The sequence below is a fragment of the Curtobacterium subtropicum genome, from assembly GCF_030362975.1.
GTDB classification, from domain to species: Bacteria; Actinomycetota; Actinomycetes; order Actinomycetales; family Microbacteriaceae; genus Curtobacterium; species Curtobacterium subtropicum.
Genome location: NZ_JAUCMM010000006.1, coordinates 40227 through 59211, shown reverse-complemented (window position 1 = coordinate 59211; position 18985 = coordinate 40227). Strand labels below are relative to the sequence as shown.

Below are 18985 nucleotides of genomic sequence, written 5' to 3'. Positions count from 1 at the left end.
TCAGCCGATGTTGCCGACGGCCGACTTCGCCTTGCTGATCGCCGCCTGCGCCGACTCGTCGTTCGACTGCAGCGAGGAGCGCAGCGTGGCGATGATCTGCTTGACCTCGCCCGCGACGGTGTTCCACCGCTGTTCCTTCGCGTGGTACTCGTCCGAGACGCCGTCGGCCTGGTAGTCGGCCATCGCCGCCTTGACGTCGGAGTCGCGCTGGGCGATGAGTGCCTCGAGCTGCGCCGCGACGGCGTTGAAGTTGTCCTGCGCGTTCTGCGACGCCGCGACGTCGTAGTCGCGACGATCTGCCTGGTTGCCACCACTCATGGTGTGTCCTCCCTCTCCCCGGAGTTCCGTCAGGCGCGACCGCTGAAGCGGGCCGCGTCGAAGTTCGAGCTGCCCTCGAGCGAGCTCGTGGACTGCGCCATGTCCTGGTCGCCCTCCTGGAACGAGCGGTCCATGCCCGAGATGCCCTGGAGCACGCTGGCGAGCGCCCCGTTCAGCTCGTTGGCGATGGTGTCCGTCTCGGACTTGAAGCGGTCGAACGCGGCACGACCGGCACCGTTGAACCGTCCCTGGAGCGGCTCGGCCGAGTCGGCCAGCTTGCGGACCAGGGTCCCCAGGTCACCGGAAGCGCCGGACGTCTGCTTGGTCAGGTTGGTGAGGACCTGTGCCCCCATTGCGAACTTCATCGCGATTCCTCTCTGTCCTTCCCCCCACCCCTGTACGGGTGACAGCGAACGAGTGCAGCCTAGACCACCGGACGCGACCCGTCACGTCCCCCGTCTGACATGATCGGTGGTGCCGATGGGAGGTGAGGCATGTCGTCGATCGTGGTCGAGACGGTGGTCCCCGTGATGACCTGTGGCCGCTGCGGCGCGCCCTCCACGCAGGGTCAGCGGTTCTGCACGGACTGCGGCACCCTGCTCGGTCGGACGGTGACCGCGTCGGAGTACGACGCCCTCCGTGACGTCGTCGTCGCCGGTCCGGGTGCCGTCGCTGCCGCACGACTGGTCGACGTCGTCGTCTGCCTGCTCGGCGGCGCCGCGGGCGCCGCGCTCCTCTTCCTCGCCCACACCGCGGTCCCGACGTCCGACGCGGTCGGCACCTCGGTCGTCGGAGCGCTGCTCGGCGTCGTCGCGACGGCCGCGATCGTGGTGATCCGCGCCTCCAGGACGGGTCGGGGTCCCGGCGGCGTCCTCCTGTCCACCCGCGTCGTCGACGTGGACGACGCGCTGCCCGCCGGGCCGCTCCGGCAGCTGGCCCGCATCGGTCGCGGCGCGCGTCGCGAGCGCCGGTCCGGCCCCTGGGCCGCCGCGACGGGCACGCTGACCGCGGCGCTCCGGCTGGGCCGCGAGCCGCTCTCGCCGGCACTGCCGCCCCTCGGGACGGCGTTCGGTCCGGCCGCGTCCGCGGGCGTGCGTCCGGGCTCCGCACCGGCGCGCGAGCAGCCTGGAGGCCCGGTGCCGGTCGGCCTCGACGCCACGCGACGGTCGGTGGGCGCGTCCACGGCCCTCGCCGGCTTCGACGCGGTGCCCGCACCGGCTGCACCGGCCGCTCCGGCCCTCGACGAGTCGATCCCGGCGGACGCCGTCGTGCTCCGCTCCGAACAGGGCGCCGTCCACTGGTTCCACGGGACCTGCGTCGTCGGACGCAACCCCGAGGCGGAACCCGGCGTCGCCACCGTCGCGGTACCCGACCTGTCCCGGACGCTGTCGAAGACCCACGTCGCGCTCGTGCAGGCCGACGGCGCGGTCGTGCTCCGCGACCTCGGTTCGACGAACGGCACCACCGTGGTGCGTCCCGACGGGTCCTTCGAGGTCCTCGTCGCCGGCGTGGACGTCGTGGTGGACGGCGGCTCGATCGTCCGCATCGGCGACCACGCCTTCTCGGTCGTCCGCACCGGAGCGGCGTCGTGAGCCCGTTCGGTGCGACCCGGCGAACGGGCCCGACGGACGACCGCCCGCCGGCGCGGCACCCGCTCCTCGACTCCGTCGGTGACGGCAGCGTGCGCATCGAGAGCCGGGCCGCCGTCGTGCGGCTCGGGCGGGCGCAGGCCGACCTGCTCGGACGCGCCGCGGACGTCGGAGCGCGGCCGATCCTCGTCACCGACGGCCTCTCCGTCGTGACCGAGGCCCTCCGGCAGGCGCTGCTGGACGCGGGCGGCGCGTGGGTCGTCCGCGGTGACGACGGCCTGCGGAACGGGCTCGACGGCCGTCGACTCGACGCGTTCCCGGACGCCGTGCGGACCGGGCCACCGCGGTCGGTCGACGAGGTCGCGGTCAGCTTCCTCCGCCCGGTCGCGCCGACCGCCGACCAGCTCGTGGTCTCGGTGTCGGTGCGACACCGTGCCGCCGCGGAGACCGTGCTCGGCACGACGTCCGAGCTGCTCGCGACCGAGCTCGCCGGCGCGGCGCCCACGGGCTGGGGCACGCACGAGCCCGCCGGACGCCCGTGGGACCGTCGCACGCTGACCGAGGCCGCGCGGGACCGCATGCCGGACCCGACCCGGTTCGTCGTCGTGGGATCGGCGGCGGCTCCGGTCGCGTTCACCGTCACCGCGCAGCGCACCGACCAGGGGGTCGAGGAACTCACCACGGGTCTGCTCTCGGTGGGGGCGCCTGGTGACGCGGCCGCCGCCGCCCGGGTCGAGGCCGTGCCGCAGGTGCTCGGACGGCTCGCCGCCACCCAGCTCCCGCTCTTCGCGCTGGTCCTGCGTCGCCCGGGCCGCGCCGACCTCGCGCAGGCGCCGCGCATGCCGTTCCCACCCGTCCCGGTGGCCGTGCTCCTCGGCGCGCCCGCCGTCCGGCAGCTCGGGCTCGACCCCGCGGTCATGCGCGACCGCTTCGGCGCCGTCGTCGCGGGGAAGCCACGGATCCCGGCGCTCGTGCTGCCGTTCGGTCGTCACCGCGACCGCAGTCCGGTCGAGGAGCTCCGCGACCTGGTCGAGCACGTCGGGCAGGACCGGGTGGCGGACGCGGTGGGGATGGACGAGTCGACGAGGGAACAGGTGCGGCGTGCCACGGAACAGTGACTCGATCCTGCTCGAGAGCGTCTCGACGCACCGCCGACGGCTCCGACAGGCGTTCGTCCTCGGGCGCCTGGCCGACCGGCGGCTCGTGAACGACAACGTCAAGCGCCTCGTCGGCAGCGTCGTGCTCGCGGCGGTCGTCGGGGTGGGCTGCCTCGGGTACTCCTTCGTCACGAACGCGCTCGCCCAGCAGGCCGCGCAGCAACAGCAACAGCAACAGCAGCTACAACGGGAGACCAAGTGACCGACTTCACCCGCGTGACGGTCGTCGGTGCCGGTCGCCGCGCCGACGTCGTCGTGGCGTCCGACGAGCCGTTCGCCGGACTCCTCCCCCGGTTCGTCGACATCCTCGACGAACCGATCGCCGACTCCGCGCACCCGGTCGCCCTCGTGCGGGTCACCGGAGAAGAGGTCTCGCTCGCGGACGACGCCGCGACGCAGGAGATCGGCGACGGCGAGGTCCTGCACCTCGTCCGGCGCGCCGACGCCCCGCCGCCGCCCGAGGTCTCCGACGTGACCGATGCCGTCGCCGACACCCTCGGCAGGCGGCACGACGGCTGGGGCACGGGCGCGCGCCAGGCCGTCGCCGCCGCGGCGGTCGGCGCGAGCGCTTCCGTCACGGGGTCCCTCGTGGTGGCCGCGTCCGCCGTCGCCCCGGTCCGCGCCGCCCTCGCGGGCGACGACGGGGCGGTGCCTCCCGCGCTGCTGCCGGCCGTGCTGGTCGGCAGCGGGGTCGTGCTCGCCGTCGCCGCGCTCGTCGCCGGTCGCGCCGGTGCCCGGTGGACCGGGATCGCGCTCACGGCGGCGGCGGCGGGACTCGCCCTGCCGATCGGGCTCGCGCTCGGACCCCACGTCGCCGCCGACGGCCCCGCACCCGCCATGACCGCAGGGGTGGTGCTCGTCTGGGCGTGGATCGCACTCGGCCTCGGGCTCGGTGTCGGCGGGCGGACCCGGACGGTCGGCGTGGCCGCCGTCGTCGGCGTCGTGCTGCCCCTGCTCGGCATGGTGACGTGGGCCACCCCCGCGCCGACCGCCGCCGGGTGGGGCGTGGTGGCGGTGGCCTCGATCGCGGTGTGCGGTCTCCTGCCGTCCGTCGCGATGTCGACCGCGGGCCTCACCGGCCTGGACGACCAGGTCAGCGGTGGTGCGCCCGTCGCGCGCGGACGTGTGCTGACCGCCCTCGACGACGCGTACCGGGCACTCGACTGGACGACCGCGGCGGTCGCGGCCCCGATCGCCCTCGCCGGAGCCGCCCTCGTCGCCGACGACGATCCCTGGGCGATCGGGCTCGGTGCCGCGACGGTCGTGGTCGCGGCACTCCGCACCCGCGCCTTCCCACTGGCGGTGCAGGGCGTCCTGCTCTGGTCGGCCGTGGTGGTCGCCGCGGTGCTCGGTCTGGTCGGACACGCCGCCACGGCACCGCTCCCGGTACTCGGTGCGACGGCGGGCGTGGGCATCCTCGCGGCGCTGCTGGCCGGGGTGCGTCCGGCAGCGCACGGGCGTGCTCGGCTCCGGTCGCTCGGCAACGTGCTCGAGACCGTCTCGGTGGTCGTGATGCTCCCGCTGCTGCTCGGCACCTTCGGCCTCTTCGCCGCGCTCCTGGAGACGTTCTGACGATGCGGATCCTCGACGACGTGGTCCCCGCGATCGGACGCGCGTTCTTCGGCAGCGTGGTGAGCGGTGCCCGCGAGCTCGACGACGCGCACCGGGCGATCCGGCAGGGCGTCCCGACGAGCCGGCGGATCGCCTTCGCGGCGCTCCGGGGCGGGACCGGCTGCTCGACCACGGCCGCCGCGGTCGCCACGGTCCTCGCCAGACGGCGGAGCGGCCGGGTCCTCGGGGTCGACGGTGCCGCCGGTCCCCGGTCGTTCGCAACGCTGGCGGGGGCCGACCACGGCGGTCCGACGGCACGGTCCGACCGCCGCGAGGCCGCCCGGACCTCGTGGGACGCCACGGACGGGCTGGCCGAGGCCGCGTCGGGCCTGCACGTGCTCAGGATCGGGGACCCCCGGTTGCCCTCTCGTCAGGCCGCGCCCGACGAGTGGACCGCAGCGGTCGACCCGATCGCCCGCTTCTTCGACGTCGTCGTCGGCGACTGGGGCTCCCGCAGCCCCTTCGTCGACCTCGGCGCCGTCGCCGCGGACGCACACGTCGTCGCCCTCGTCACCGGGGCCGACCGGCCCGGGGTGGAGGAGGGCATCGCCCACGCCGACGCCCTCCGTCGCCACGCGCCCGACACCCGTGTCGTCGTCGTCCCGGTCGACACCGTCGGCGCCGGGCTGCGCGCCGCCCGGGCCGCCGCGGACTGGCCGGACCACGTCGTCCTCCCGGTGCCGCACGACCCGACGACGACCGTGCCCGGGGTCCGCCCGACCGCGTCCCGCACCGCCCTCGTCCACCTGACCGCCGCACTGGTCGACGCCGCCGTCGGCCGACGATCGACGGAGGCCTCCCGGTGAACCGCATCGTGCACCGTCCCGCGCGGGTCTCCACCCCGCTCGTCCGGCCCGAGGCCGAACAGCTCGCACCGCCGCCGCAGCTCCCCGAGGGCCCGAGCGGCGGGATCCCGCTGCAGTCGCTCCTGCCGGTGATCGGCGCGGTGTCGTCGGTCGTGATGATGGTCGTGCTGCGCGGGAACAACCCGGTGCTCATGGTCGTCGCGGCCCTGGTGTTCGTGGTCGCCCTGGTCGGCGGGCTCGGCATGGCCTTCACCCAGCGGGGCAACGCCGTCCGCAACCGCCGGACCCAGCGGGAGCGGTACCTCGACCACCTCGAGGAGCTCCGCGGCGACCTGCGTGCCCGGACGACCGCGGTCCGCGAGCGGGCCGAGCACGTCGACCCGTCCCCGGACACGCTCCCCCGGCTGGTCGGCGACCCCGCGCGGCTCTGGGAGCGCCGCCGGTCGCACGGGGACTTCCTCCGGGTGCGCGTCGGCTCGGGCGACGTGCGCTGGCTCGACCTCGTCGTGCCGCCGGACCAGAACCCGGTCCAGCCACTCGACCCGCTGATGCTCGCCGAGCTCGAGCAGGTCGCGGAGCACTACGGCACGGTCCACGCCATGCCGATCGCGATCCGGCTCGACGACGCCGGCGACGTCTCGGTCGTCGGTGACCGCGACGCCGTGCTCGCGGTCGCCCGGGCCCTGGTCGCCCAGCTCGCCGCCCTCCACGCTCCCGAGGACCTGCAGCTCGCGGCGGCGTTCCCCGCCGACCGTGCCGCCGACTGGGAGTGGTTCGACCTGCTCCCGCACGTGCGGATGGACCGGACCTTCGACGGCCCGCTCCGGGCACGCCGCGTCGCCGAGGACGTCCCCTCGCTGGCCCGCGCCCTCGCCGCCGAGCTCGGCGAGCGCGCCCGGACCGCGGCGACCTGGCGACGCTCGGGCGACTCCGGGAAGCGGAGCGACCTCGCCCGACTGGTCGTCCTCGCCGACGAGCACGGCGGTGTCGCGATCCCGCTCGCGCTGCCCGAGGGCGAGACCCGCCCGGAGGACCTCCGCATCACGGTCGTCCACCTGGTGGCAGACCGTCTGCACGAACCGTCCGACGTCCGGGTCCGGGTCACGGCACGGACCGGGACGACCGACGACCCCGGAGCGCCCCCGAGGACCGCGCTCGAGATCGTCGACGCCCGCGACGTCGAGGAGGGCGAGCCCGCACCCGTGCAGACGGCGGTGTGCGACCCGGTCCCACCGTCGCTCGTCACGGCCGTCGCCAGGGCGCTCGCACCGCTCCGGCTGTCCGCGGACGCCGAGGAGCGCACCGAGTCGTCCACCGCGATCGGCGTCACCGACCTCCTCGGGGTCGACGACGTCACGACGATCGACCCCGACCGGACGTGGCGACCGCGGGCGCCCCGCGACTTCCTCCGCGTGCCGATCGGGGTCGACGACTTCGGCGCTCCCCTGTTGCTCGACCTCAAGGAGTCCGCGCAGCTCGGCATGGGGCCGCACGGCATCTGCATCGGTGCGACCGGGTCCGGCAAGAGCGAGATGCTCCGTACGCTCGTGCTCGGACTCGCGGTCTCGCACCCACCCGAGGACCTCGCGATGATCCTCGTCGACTACAAGGGCGGCGCGGCGTTCGCGCCGTTCGCACGGCTGCCGCACGTCGCCGGGCTCATCGACAACCTCGCGGACGACCCGCAGCTGACCCGACGTGCCCGGGCCTCCATCGCCGGCGAGGTCCGGCGCCGGCAGGAGATGCTCCGCGACGCCGGGGCCGCGCCGTCGATCACGCACTACCGCGAGCTGCGGACGCACCGGCCGGAGCTGCCGCCGATGCCCCACCTCGTGCTGGTCATCGACGAGTTCGGCGAGCTCCTGACGGCCGAACCCGAGTTCGTCGACCTGCTGCTCATGATCGGCCGCATCGGACGGTCGATCGGCGTGCACCTGCTGCTCTCCAGCCAGCGGATCGAGGCCGGCAAGCTCCGCGGCCTCGACACCTACCTGTCGTACCGGCTCGGGCTCCGCACCTTCTCGGAGGCGGAGAGCCAGGTCGTCCTCGACACCGGCGACGCGTTCCACCTGCCGGCGGTCCCGGGCTACGGGTACCTCAAGGTCGACACGAGCGTGTACACCCGGTTCCGTTCCGGCTACGTGTCGGGCCCGGTGGAGGACGCCACCCCGGCGGCCGTCGCAGCCGCTGCGAGCACGGACACGGCGCCGGAGCCGTTCGAGCTCCCGGTGTACAACACCGTCGCGACCGAGGACGACGACCCGGGCGAGGCCGAGCTCGCGTCGCCGGACGTCGGACGGAGCGTCGTCGACGAGGCCGTCGAACGGCTCGGCCGCGGCGACCGGGCGACGACGCCGGTCTGGCTCCCGCCGCTCCCGACCCGTCTGGCGCTCGGCGCGGTGCTCGACCCCGACCGGACGCGGGACCCCGCGGGCATCACCGTGCCGATCGGGCTGCTCGACGACCCGGCCCGCCAGCGTCAGCGCCCGTGGTCGCTCGACCTCACCCAGGGCGGCGGGCACGTGGCCGTCATCGGCGCCCCCGGGTCCGGCCGCACGACGTTCCTGCGCACCGTCGCCGCATCGATCGCGCTCACGACGACCCCGCGGCAGGTCAGCGTCTACGGCATGGACCTCGCCGGCGGCGGGCTCGGCCGGATCGAGGGCTTCCCGCACGTCGGCGGCGTCGCGACCCGCGCCGACCGGAACCGCCTGCTGCGCCTCGTCGAGGAGCTCCAGGCGATGATCCGGCTGCGCGAGCGGGTGTTCCGCGACCACGGCATCGACTCGCTCGCGATGCTGCGCACGCGCCACGCCGCAGGACGGGTGCCGGAGCTCGGCTCGGCGGACGTCGTGCTGCTCGTGGACGGTCTCGGCGTCATGCGCACCGAGTTCGAGGAGCTCGAGGACGCCTTCGGCGACCTGCTCCAGCGCGGCGGCAGCTTCGGCATCCACGTCGTGGTGGCGCTGACCCGGTGGAACGAACTCCGCCTCGCGAACCAGCCGCTCATCGGCCAGCGCTTCGAGCTGCGTCTGAACGACCCGGCCGACTCGACCATCGCCCGTGCGGCCGCGGCGACCCTCAAGTCCGGGGAGCCCGGCCGGGTCCTGACGGGGGACGAACTGTTCGGCCAGGTCGCGCTGCCCGTCCTCGACGACGTGGACGACGGTGCCGTCGGCGACGAGCTGGCCGCGCTCGCACAGCGGGTGGCGGACAGCTGGGGCGGTCCCGCCGCGGCACCGATCCGACTGCTGCCCGAGTCCTTCGACCCGGCCGAACTGCCGGACGCACTCGCGATGCCCGCCTCCGTGCCGTTCGCACTGCGCCAGGACACGATGGACTTCGTGGTGTTCGACCCCGCCGTCGACCAGCACCTGCTCGTCTTCGGTGACACGGCGAGCGGGAAGACCGCCCTGCTGCGCGGACTGGCCGCCGGGTTCGTGGAGCGCTCGACGCCCGACGAGCTCGTCCTCGCCTTCATGGACGTCCGCGGCGGTGCGGCGGCGGGCACTCCGGACGAGTTCCTCGGCGGGCACGCCACGAACGGCCGCGACGCCCGCGGCCTGGCGGCGGCGATCGCGGCCGAGCTCGAGCAGCGCGCGTCCGGCGCCTCGACCGGTCCCCGCCCGCGCATCGTCGTGCTCGTGGACGACTACGACATCGTCGCGTCGGCGGGGACGGACCCGCTCGCTCCGCTCGTGCCGTACCTGCCGTCGGCCCGCGACCTCGGCCTCCACGTGGTCCTCACCCGCCCCGTCGCCGGTGCAGGGCGGGCGATGTACGACACCGTGATCCAGTCCGTCCGCGACTCCGGTGCGACCGGTCTGGTGCTGAGCGGTGAGCGATCCGAGGGGCAGGTGTTCCCGAAGGTGTACGCCGAGCAGTTCCCGCCCGGACGCGGCCGACTGGTGCGCCGCGGCAGCCCGCCACGCATCGTGCAGGTCGCACACTTCCCGGCCGCGCAGGTCCCCGCTCCGGCGCAGGCGGACCCCGCCGGCCAGACGACCGTCCTCGATCCGAAGGGAGCCGTCGATGCCCCGTGAACTGGTGATCCTCTCGCGGACCGCCCCGGAGCTCGCCGTCTTCGTCGGGGCCGGAGCCGACGTCGCCCCCGACCTGCGGGTGCGGACGCTCGACGGCGGCGCGGTGACGGAGATCGTGGACCACCGTGGCCTGGCGGTCCTCAGCGTCCAGGTCCCCGAACTCGTCGAGAACCCCGCCGAGGTCGCACGACTCGCGCCGTGGTCGTCCCTGTCGGCGCCCGTGTGGTGGACCGACGCCTGGGCGCCATGGGGCGAGCAGGGTGACGTCGGTGTCGCGATCGCACGGGCCTGGGCCTCGGCCGGCGGAGCCGCGATCCGCGTCGAGGACGGCTCGTGAGCTCCCTCCCCCCGGCCTCCGCACCCCTCCCCCCGATGCCGGGCCCGCGTCGGTCGGCGGCGCAGCGTGCCCGGACCGTCCTCGTGGCCGGGGTCGCCGGTGGGACCGGGACGACCACGGTCGCGGCGCTGCTCGCCGATGCGGTCGGTGGTCGGCTCGGCGTCGTGGTGCAGGCGACGGACCACTCGGGCGGCGAGCTCGCCGCCCGCTTGCCGACGCTCCGACCGGCCACCTCGCGTGTGACGGTGCACGACGCCGGACCCCACGTGGCCCCGGCCGCCGCGCTCGCGGCGACGCCGGAGAACTCCCTCGTCGTCGTGGGGCGCGCCACCCCGGACGGTGTCACGGACGTCCAGGGGTCGCTCGCGGCGATCGCGGGCGAACCGGACCCGACGCTGCTCGGCCGCTCGGTGGTGGTGCTCGTCGACCGGGCCCCGAAGCCCGCGACGATCGACCTGGGAGCGCTGCGCGAGACGGGGGTCGCCGGGGTGCTCGTGCTGCGCGCGGACCGCGCGCTCGCCCGACCGGGACGCATCGACACCACCGGACTCGCCCGACCCACCGTCGGGACGGTGTCGGAGCTCCTGGCCGCCCTCCGCTGGTAGCGACCGGTCGCCCCGTCCCCGAGCGCTGACGGGGAGCCGCGCCCCGACCGGAGACCGCTCCCCCGGACGGACGGGAGGCGCGGTGCCAGCTGGCACCGCGCCTCCCGTCCGTCGTGTGGTCGCGTCGTGTGGTCGCGTCAGCCGCGCGCGGACCGCACCCGCTCGGCGAACGCCGCGTGCAGCGGGTGCTCGGCGTCGAGCCCGGTGATCTCGGTCGCCACGTCGGCGTCCGAGCGGTCCGAGCGCAGGAGCTGCTGCAGCTCCACGCTCTGCTCGTCGTCGGCGACGTCGAACCGCAGCGCTGCACCCATCGCGTCGAGCAGCGCGGTCGGCTCCGTGCCGTCCTCGGCGAGGGCGGCGGCGGGCGAGACGAACCGCTCGTCGCGCGACAGCTTGCGGAGCGGCTGCCGCCCGACGCGGGTGACCGTGTCGGGCAGGTGCGGGTTCTCGAACCGCGCGATGATCGCCTGCACGTAGGAGCGGTGCACCTCGGGGTCGAGCTCGTGACGACGGACCAGCAGATCGCTCGTCTCGGCGAGCACCGACTCGAGCTCGGAGCGCACGGCGGGGATCGCGACGGCGTCCGAGATCTTGTCCGCGCCGGCGAGGAACCCGTGGTACGCCACGGTGGCGTGCCCGGTGTTCACCGTGAAGAGCTTCCGCTCGATGGATGCGGCGAGCCCGTCGACGTAGTGCGCGCCGGGGATCTCCGGCTCGTTCCCACCGAACGGGGTGCGGTCGATGGCCCACTCGAAGTACGTCTCGACGGTGACGTCGAGACCGGCACCCTCGGGCTGGGCCGGGACGATCCGGTCGACGGCCGTGTTCGCGAAGACCGCCTTGGCCAGGGCATCGTCCCTCGACTCGGCGGGAAGCGCCTCGACGATGGACTCCCGCAGGCGGTCGGTCGCGTTGATCGCGTTCTCGCAGGCCATCACGGCGAGCGGGGCGGCGTCGGCGTCACGCTGCTGGAGCGCCTTCGCGATGACCGGGGCGATGAACTTGAGGACCGTCGGGCCGACCGCGCAGGTGACGATGTCGGCGGCGGCGACCTCGTCGATGACGCCGGCCTCGTCCTGCGCGCTGTTCACGGCGCGGAAGTCGGTGACCTCGTGGTCCTGCGCACCCTGCCCGACCTCGTGCACGGTGTACGAGTCGGCGGCGGCGAGGGCGTCGATGAGCGGCGCGGCGACGTCGGCGAAGACGACCTCGTACCCGGCCTGGTGCAGCAGGAGCCCGACGAAGCCGCGGCCGATGTTGCCGGCGCCGAAGTGGACGGCGGTGCCGGTCACTCGTTGACCTCGCCGAGGATCGACAGGATGGCCGCGGTGTCCGGGGCGTCGGTCAGCTTCTGGACCTCGTCCTCGTCCGAGAACACGATCGCGATCTTCGAGAGGATGTCGAGGTGCTCGTTGTTGACGCCGGCGATGCCGACGACGAAGCGCACGGGGTTGCCGTCCCAGTCGATGGGGGTGGCGTAGCGGATGAACGACAGCGCCGACGACTTGATGGCGTCCTTGGCGTCGTTGGTGCCGTGCGGGATGGCGAGGAAGTTCCCCATGTAGGTCGAGACGCTCTTCTCGCGCTCGAGCATCGCCGGGTAGTAGTCCGCCGTGACCGCGCCCGCAGCCTCGAGGATCTCGGCCGCCTCCTTCATCGCCTCCGACTTGGTCGGGGCGGTGTCCTCGGTGTGGATGCGGATCTGGCTCTCCTGCAGGACGGGCATCGGGGGTTCTCCTTGTTCTCGACGGACGTGGTGGAGGGGACGGGCTCGCACCCGTCCCCTCCGATACTGCACTTCGTTACTGGTTCTTGAGCTGGTCGACGACCTGGTCGTACTGCGGCGCGTTCATGAAGTTGCCGACCGACACGTGCTGTGCGTTCGGGTTCTTCTGCTTGGCGCGGTCCGTCAGCTCCTCCTGCGTGATGATCAGGTCCTCGGTGCCGTCGAGGTTCGCGATCGCCTTGTTGACGACCGTGACCCCCTCGATGCCCGCCTTCTTGACCTTGTTGCGCAGGACGCTGGCACCCATGGCACTCGAGCCCATGCCGGCGTCGCAGGCGAACACGACGCTCTCGACGCGGGTCGCCGTCGCGGTGCCGGAGCCGACGCCACCGAAGGCGGCCTCGGTCTCCTCCTCCGAGCGCGGCGCGTTGTTGCCGAGCAGGCCCGAGGTCGCGGCGTTCACGTCACGGCCCTTGTTGGCCTGGAGCTTCGCCATCGCGGCGCTCATGTCACCACCGCCGTTCGCCAGGTCGCGCTTGCGGCTGGCGAGCAGGAAGAAGGACGCCACCGCGAACGAGACCGCTGCGGAGAGGACGACCGACAGGATGACGCCGACGTAGCTGTCCTTCGCCGTGGCGGTGAGGACGGCGATGATGGAACCGGGCGAGGCCGGGGCGACGAGGCCGGACTGGAACGCCACGTTCGTCGCGACACCGGTCGCACCGCCGAGGATGACGGCGAGGAACAGGACCGGCTTCTGCAGCACGTACGGGAAGTAGATCTCGTGGATGCCACCGAAGAACTGGATCAGGATCGCGCCGGGAGCGGTCGAGCGGGCGATGCCGACACCGAAGAAGGTGAAGGCGAGCAGGATGCCGAGACCGGGGCCGGGGTTCGCCTCGAGCAGGAACAGGATGCTCTTGCCGGACTCCTGGACCTGCTGCGCGCCGAGCTGGTCGAGCACGCCGTGGTTGATCGCGTTGTTGAGGAAGAAGACCTTGGCGGGCTCGATGATGACGCTGGCGAGCGGCAGGAGTGAGCTGTCGACGAGGAACTTCACCGCGGCGCCGAGCCCCTCGGCGATGAGCTTGAACAGCGGCGCGAGCCAGAAGAAGCCGATGAGCGCGAGCACGAAGCCGAGGATGCCGGCCGCGTAGTTGTTCACGAGCATCTCGAAGCCGGGCTTGATCTTGCCGTCCCAGATCTTGTCGATCTGCTTGATGAGCCACGCGCCGAGCGGGCCGCAGATCATCGCGCCGAGGATCATGATGGTGCCGTTGGCGCCGATGATCACGCCCATCGCCATGATCGAGCCGACGACGGCGCCGCGGGTCTCGTAGATCATCCGGCCGCCCTGGAAGGCGATCGCGAGCGGGATGAGGTAGGTCAGGATCGGGCTGACGAGACCGATGTTCGCCACGCCGTTCGTCTCACCGAAGCCGCCGAGGACGCCGACGGGCGTCCAACCGGTCTCGATGAAGAACGCGGTGATGAGGCCCCACGCGATGAAGATCGCGATGTTCGGCATGACCATGCCGGAGAGGAACGTGCCGAACTTCTGGACGGCGACGCGTGCGCCGCCCCGCGACTTCGCGGGGGCGTCGGGCGCTGCAACGGACGACGTTGTCATGTGCCTGGCTTTCTGTGAGGGGTGCTGCTGCGGTGTGAAGGGGTGCTGGGTGGTGCGGGTGCTGCGGGTACTGCGTGGGGTGGAGCGGTCGGGTCAGACGGCGTGCGCGGCAGCCGCTGCGGACTTCGCAGCCGCCGCGGTGCTCGCGGCGAGGGCCGCCTTCGCCATCTCGCGGGCCTGCTCGAGCGTGTGCTTGCCGAGCTCGGCGCGCACGTCGGCCAGGGCCGCGGGGGTCATGGACAGGGTGGTGGCGCCGAGGCCGACGAGCACGACGGCGAGCAGCGGGTCGGCCGCGGCCTCGCCGCAGATGCCCACGGCCTTGCCCGCGTCGGCGCCGGCAGCACCGAGCTGTGCGACGAGGCGCAGGACGGCGGGGTGCCACGGGTCCTGGTAGGACGCGACGGTGCCGAGCATGCGGTCGGCGGCCATCGTGTACTGGGTCAGGTCGTTCGTGCCGATCGACACGAAGTCCGCGTTGGCGAAGACCTGCTCGGCCATGAGCGCGAGCGAGGGGACCTCGGCCATGACGCCGGCGGTGCGGATGCCGAGCTCGCGGGCGAGGCCGACGAAGTACTCGGTCTCCTCGGCGTCGGCGACCATCGGGGCCATCACCCAGAGGTCGGCCTCGGTCGCGGCGTCGGCCTGGGCGAGGGCGGTGAGCTGGTCGCGGAGGACCTCCTCGTGGTTCCGCAGCGCACGGAGACCGCGGCGACCGAGCGCCGGGTTCTCCTCGTCCTTGTCGGTGAGGAACGGCAGCGGCTTGTCAGCGCCGGCGTCGAGGGCGCGCACGACGACCTTCCTGCCGGGGAACGCCTCGAGCAGCTGGCGGTACGACTCGGTCTGCTGCTCGACGGTCGGCGCCTTCGGCGAGTCGAGGAAGAGGAACTCGGTGCGGAAGAGCCCCACGCCCTCCGCACCGAGAGCAACGGCGCCCGCGGCGTCGGCGGGGCTGCCGAGGTTCGCGAGCAGCGGGACGGTGTGCCCGTCGGCGAGCGCACCGGCGGTGAGCGGTGCGCCAGCGGCGGCCAGGCGATCGGCGATGCGCTGGTCGACCTCGGCCACGAGCTCGGCCGAGGGGTCGACGACGACGGTGCCGGCCGCGGCGTCGACGACCACGTGCGTGCCGTCGGCGAGACCGTCGGCGCCGGTGACGCCGACGATCGCGGTGATGCCCTTGGCACGGGCGAGGATCGCGGTGTGCGAGGTCGGGCCGCCGTCGCGGGTGACGAGGGCGAGCACCTTGTCGAGGTCGAGCAGTGCGGTGTCGGCCGGCGCGAGGTCACGGGCGACGAGAACGAAGGGGGTGTCCGACTCGGGGACGCCCGGGGCGGGGACACCGCGGAGCTTCGCGATGATGCGCTGGGCGACGTCGTCGAGGTCCGCCGCGCGCTCCCCCATGTAGCCACCCATCCCGACGAGCAGGTCGCGGAACTGACCGAACGCCTCGAACACCGCGCGCTCGGCGTTGGTGCCGCCGTGGATGCGGGCGTGCACGTCGTCGAGGAGCGTCGGGTCCTGCGCCATCAGCGCCTGCGCCTCGAGCACGGCCTGGGCGTCGCCGCCGGCGAGCTGTCCGCGCTTGGTGAGGTCCTCGGCCACCGCGGCGAGCGCCTCGGCGACGGCGTGCTCCGCGTCGTCCGTCGTACCGGTCAGCGCGTCCTTCGACGGTTCCCCGAGCGGGTCCGCCATGCGGAGCACGGGGCCGTGGGCGACGCCGCGGCCGACGCCGGTGCCGAGCAGTTCGGACATTCGAGACTCCTTCATCTCCACGCGCTCACGGTGGGGGGTGGTTCGTTCGGTGCGCAGCGACACGAACGGACCACGCCCGTGCGGCTTGGCAGCACACTACCCCGATCCGCGTTGACAAACAAACACATCCGGGGATAAAAATGCAGAAACAGATGCCCGTTTGCGTCTGGTGGACGAAGCGATCCGGGCACTTCCGGCGCTGATCTGCCCGAGCATGCCCGTTCTGTTCCGAGCAGGCCGATCGACCGAGACGACGAGGTCCATGTACGCACCAGAGCGCCACCAGCGCATCGTCGAACGCGCCCGGTCGCAGGGGCGCGTGGACGTCAAGGACCTCGCCGAGCTGCTCGAGGTCACCCCGGAGACCATCCGCCGCGACCTGACGAGCCTCGAGCGACGCGGGCTCGTCCGGCGCGCACACGGCGGCGCGATCCCCGTCGAGCGGATCACCCTGCACCCGGGGGTCGGCGACCGCGGCGGCATCAACCAGGCCGAGAAGATGGTGATCGCCGAGGCCGCCCTCGCCGAGCTCCCGGAGAACGGCTCGGTGATGATCGACGCCGGCACCTCCACCATCTGCCTGGCCGAGATGCTCCCCACCGACCGTGGGCTCACCGTCGTCACGCACTCGCTGCCCGTGGCGATGGCGGTCGCGAACCGGTCCGGCATCGACCTGCACCTGCTCGGCGGCAACATCCGCAGCGACTCCCTCGCCGGCGTCGGCACGTGGACGCACCAGCTCATCGGCATGGTGAGCGTCGACGTCGCCTTCATCAGCATCAACGGCATCACGCCCGAGCGCGGCCTGACGACGCACAACATGGCCGAGGCCGCCGTGAAGAGCGCCATGATCAAGTCGGCCCGCCGGAGCATCCTGCTCGCCGACCACACGAAGTTCGGCCGCGAGGAGTTCGGCCGCGTCGCGCCGCTCGCCGCGATCGACACGATCATCACCGACCCCGGCGTGAACGCCGACCTCGTGCGCGAGGTCGAGGCCGCCGGCACCGAGGTCCTCTGGCCCGGTCGCGACTGACCGGCGCCGGTCCCCGGGACCGCCCACCAGGCGCTCGCTAGCATGAGCGCACCACCCGTCGACAGGAGTCCATCGATGTCCGAAGCCACCCGCACCGTCACCGTCGCCAGCGCGTCCGGCCTGCACGCCCGCCCCGCGTCCCTCTTCGTCCAGACCGTGACCGCGTCCGGCCACCAGGTGACGATCGCCAAGGGCGACAAGTCCGGCAACGCGGGCAGCATCCTCGCGCTCCTCGGCCTGGGCATCGAGAACGGCGACGAGGTCACCCTCACGGTGACCGGCGACGACGCCGAGGCGACGGCCGACAGCCTGGTCGAGTTCCTGCAGACGGACCACGACGCGGCCTGATCGCGCCGGTCGCGCACGCGACCACACGACGGACGGGAGGCACGGTGCCAGCTGGCACCGTGCCTCCCGTCCGTTGCGTGCGTGCGGTCACGGCCACGGGTGCGCCGGAGCCGTCGGCGCGCGTCGGTAGGGTGGTCGGCATGACACGCCTGCGCCTCGCATCCGTCAACGTGAACGGCGTCCGCGCCGCGTTCCGGAAGGGCATGGGCGACTGGCTCGACACGCGCGACGTCGACGTGCTCGCCCTGCAGGAGGTCCGTGCCTCGAGCGACGACCTGGCCGGGCTGCTCGGCGACGAGTGGGACATCGTGCACGACCCGGCCACGGCGAAGGGCCGCGCGGGCGTCGCGATCGCCTCGCGGCACCGTGCGCACGTCCACCGGGTGGAGATCGGACCGTCGGACTTCGACTCCGCAGGCCGCTGGATCGAGGCCGACTACGAGCTCGACGGCACCACGGTCACGGTGGTGTCCTGCTACGTCCACTCCGGCGAGGTCGACACCCCGAAGCAGGACGAGAAGTGGAAGTTCCTCGACGCGATGACCGAGCGGCTGCCCGCCCTGCGCGCGCACAACCCGCTCGCGGTCGTGGTCGGCGACCTCAACGTCGGGCACGACCAGCGCGACATCAAGAACTGGAAGGGCAACGTCAAGCGCGCGGGCTTCCTGCCCCGTGAGCGCGCCTACTTCTCGCGGTTCTTCGGCGCCGAGGGCGAGCAGGTCGAGGGCGCGGACGGTTCGACGGGCCCCGGCCTCGGGTGGGTCGACGTCGGGCGCGAGCAGGCCGGCGACGTCGACGGCCCGTACACGTGGTGGTCGTGGCGCGGGCAGGCCTTCGACAACGACTCGGGCTGGCGCATCGACTACCAGGTGGCCACCCCCGACCTCGCGGCGAAGGTCTCGAGCTACACGGTCGACCGTGCTGCGGCGTACGACCAGCGATGGTCCGACCACGCCCCCGTGGTCGTCGACTACGAACTCTGACCTCCTCCCCCTCCACGCAGTACAGGAACACCTCCATGACCAAGACGCGCATCTTCTCGGGCATCCAGCCGTCGGCCGGGTCCCTCCACCTCGGCAACTACGTCGGGGCCCTCATGCAGTGGCGCGACCTGCAGGACGACCACGACGCGATCTACTGCGTCGTCGACATGCACGCGATCACGTCCCCGCAGGACCCGGCCGAGCTCCGCGCGAGCACCCGGGCGACCGCCGCGCAGTACATCGCCTCCGGCATCGACCCGACGAAGTCGACGCTGTTCGTCCAATCGCACGTGCCGGCGCACGCCGAGCTCGCCTGGGTGCTCAACACCCTGACCGGCTTCGGTGAGGCCAGCCGGATGACCCAGTTCAAGGACAAGTCGGCGCGGCAGGGCACCGAGGCCGCCTCGGTCGGGCTCTTCACCTACCCGATCCTCATGGCGGCCGACATCCTGCTCTACGACACGGCCGTCGTGCCGGTCGGCGACGACCAGCGGCAGCACGTCGAGCTGACGCGTGACCTGGCGACCCGGTTCAACTCGCGCTTCGGCGACACCTTCGTGGTGCCGACGGCGCAGATCGGCACCGAGACCGCTCGGATCTACGACCTGCAGGACCCGACGAGCAAGATGAGCAAGTCCGCCGCGTCGGACAACGGCCTCATCCGCCTGCTCGACGACCCGAAGCGCACCGCGAAGAAGATCCGGTCGGCCGTCACCGACACCGAGCGCGAGATCCGGGCGGACCGCCAGGAGAAGCCCGGCGTGACGAACCTGCTCGCGATCCTGTCGGCGTTCACCCGGACCCCGGTCGCGTCGCTCGAGCAGCAGTTCGTCGGCAAGGGCTACGGCGACCTCAAGGGCGCCGTGGCCGACGCCGTCGTCGCCGAGCTCGAGCCCGTGCGTGCCCGGACGCTCGAACTGCTCGACGACCCGGCCGAGCTCGACCGACTGCTCGCGGTCGGTGCCGAGCGCGCCGAGTCCATCGCGCAGGCGACCCTCGCCCGGGTGTACGACCGCATCGGCTTCGTGCCCCGCTCGCGCGGCTGACGAT

18 protein-coding genes are annotated in these 18985 nt (G+C 73.2%); 12 read left to right on the top strand and 6 right to left on the bottom strand.

What is annotated here, in order from left to right; all coding sequences use genetic code 11:
* Both QUG98_RS09965 and QUG98_RS09960 read right to left on the bottom strand, forming a co-directional pair.
* The gene (locus tag QUG98_RS09965; protein ID WP_111227082.1) at positions 1-318 is read right to left on the bottom strand and encodes a pore-forming ESAT-6 family protein; all 318 of its coding nucleotides are present in this window, start codon (positions 316-318) and stop codon (positions 1-3) included.
* A gap of 29 nt (positions 319-347) precedes the next feature.
* Positions 348-683, bottom strand: coding sequence for a WXG100 family type VII secretion target (locus QUG98_RS09960; RefSeq protein WP_079236509.1), 336 nt, complete (start codon positions 681-683; stop codon positions 348-350).
* 129 nt (positions 684-812) lie between these two features.
* Here QUG98_RS09960 and QUG98_RS09955 point away from each other — a divergent pair, with 129 nt between their 5' ends.
* From QUG98_RS09955 to QUG98_RS09920, 8 genes are read left to right on the top strand one after another with little or no spacing between them, the layout of a single operon-like run.
* The gene (locus QUG98_RS09955) at positions 813-1910 is read left to right on the top strand and encodes an FHA domain-containing protein (protein ID WP_289470377.1); all 1098 of its coding nucleotides are present in this window, start codon (positions 813-815) and stop codon (positions 1908-1910) included.
* The gene (locus tag QUG98_RS09950) at positions 1907-3025 is read left to right on the top strand and encodes a DUF6177 family protein (RefSeq protein ID WP_289470376.1); all 1119 of its coding nucleotides are present in this window, start codon (positions 1907-1909) and stop codon (positions 3023-3025) included. Before QUG98_RS09955 ends, QUG98_RS09950 begins: the two co-directional genes overlap by 4 nt.
* Positions 3009-3266, top strand: a complete 258-nt coding sequence (locus QUG98_RS09945; protein ID WP_289470375.1) for a hypothetical protein — start codon at positions 3009-3011, stop codon at positions 3264-3266. Before QUG98_RS09950 ends, QUG98_RS09945 begins: the two co-directional genes overlap by 17 nt.
* Positions 3263-4636, top strand: coding sequence for an EsaB/YukD family protein (locus QUG98_RS09940; protein ID WP_289470374.1), 1374 nt, complete (start codon positions 3263-3265; stop codon positions 4634-4636). The genes QUG98_RS09945 and QUG98_RS09940 overlap by 4 nt, the downstream gene beginning before the upstream one ends.
* A gap of 2 nt (positions 4637-4638) precedes the next feature.
* Positions 4639-5481 carry a hypothetical protein gene (locus tag QUG98_RS09935; protein WP_289470373.1) on the top strand — a complete coding sequence of 281 codons (843 nt, stop codon included), beginning with the start codon at positions 4639-4641 and terminating at the stop codon, positions 5479-5481.
* Complete coding sequence (gene eccCa / locus QUG98_RS09930) at positions 5478-9524, top strand: type VII secretion protein EccCa (RefSeq protein ID WP_289470372.1); 4047 nt, start codon at positions 5478-5480, stop codon at positions 9522-9524. The genes QUG98_RS09935 and eccCa overlap by 4 nt, the downstream gene beginning before the upstream one ends.
* On the top strand, positions 9514-9861 hold the full coding sequence (locus QUG98_RS09925) for a hypothetical protein (RefSeq protein ID WP_289470371.1): 348 nt from the start codon (positions 9514-9516) through the stop codon (positions 9859-9861). Before eccCa ends, QUG98_RS09925 begins: the two co-directional genes overlap by 11 nt.
* Positions 9858-10466, top strand: coding sequence for a hypothetical protein (locus QUG98_RS09920; RefSeq protein ID WP_289470370.1), 609 nt, complete (start codon positions 9858-9860; stop codon positions 10464-10466). The genes QUG98_RS09925 and QUG98_RS09920 overlap by 4 nt, the downstream gene beginning before the upstream one ends.
* A 137-nt stretch (positions 10467-10603) precedes the next feature.
* On the opposite strand, the gene QUG98_RS09915 is transcribed toward QUG98_RS09920, so the two are convergent.
* The 4 genes from QUG98_RS09915 to ptsP all read right to left on the bottom strand — a co-directional run bounded on the left by QUG98_RS09915 (position 10604) and on the right by ptsP (position 15571).
* The gene (locus QUG98_RS09915; RefSeq protein WP_289470369.1) at positions 10604-11758 is read right to left on the bottom strand and encodes a mannitol-1-phosphate 5-dehydrogenase; all 1155 of its coding nucleotides are present in this window, start codon (positions 11756-11758) and stop codon (positions 10604-10606) included.
* On the bottom strand, positions 11755-12192 hold the full coding sequence (locus QUG98_RS09910) for a PTS mannitol transporter subunit IIA (protein WP_022907882.1): 438 nt from the start codon (positions 12190-12192) through the stop codon (positions 11755-11757). The genes QUG98_RS09915 and QUG98_RS09910 overlap by 4 nt, the downstream gene beginning before the upstream one ends.
* 76 nt (positions 12193-12268) lie before the next feature.
* Positions 12269-13822: a PTS mannitol transporter subunit IIBC gene (locus QUG98_RS09905; RefSeq protein ID WP_289470368.1), complete on the bottom strand. Its 1554-nt coding sequence runs from the start codon at positions 13820-13822 to the stop codon at positions 12269-12271.
* A gap of 93 nt (positions 13823-13915) precedes the next feature.
* The gene (ptsP, locus tag QUG98_RS09900) at positions 13916-15571 is read right to left on the bottom strand and encodes a phosphoenolpyruvate--protein phosphotransferase (RefSeq protein WP_289470367.1); all 1656 of its coding nucleotides are present in this window, start codon (positions 15569-15571) and stop codon (positions 13916-13918) included.
* Positions 15572-15833: 262 nt separating this feature from the next.
* Here ptsP and QUG98_RS09895 point away from each other — a divergent pair, with 262 nt between their 5' ends.
* From QUG98_RS09895 to trpS, 4 genes are all read left to right on the top strand, one after another.
* Positions 15834-16604 (top strand): DeoR/GlpR family DNA-binding transcription regulator, encoded by a 771-nt coding sequence (locus QUG98_RS09895; protein ID WP_058728882.1) that lies wholly within the window; start codon positions 15834-15836, stop codon positions 16602-16604.
* A 75-nt stretch (positions 16605-16679) separates the two neighbouring features.
* Positions 16680-16952 (top strand): HPr family phosphocarrier protein, encoded by a 273-nt coding sequence (locus QUG98_RS09890; protein WP_111227093.1) that lies wholly within the window; start codon positions 16680-16682, stop codon positions 16950-16952.
* Positions 16953-17092: 140 nt separating this feature from the next.
* A complete protein-coding gene (locus tag QUG98_RS09885; RefSeq protein ID WP_289470365.1) occupies positions 17093-17935 on the top strand; it encodes an exodeoxyribonuclease III in 843 nt (280 codons plus the stop codon).
* Positions 17936-17970: 35 nt separating this feature from the next.
* Complete coding sequence (trpS, locus tag QUG98_RS09880) at positions 17971-18981, top strand: tryptophan--tRNA ligase (protein ID WP_289470364.1); 1011 nt, start codon at positions 17971-17973, stop codon at positions 18979-18981.
* Positions 18982-18985 lie beyond the last annotated feature (4 nt).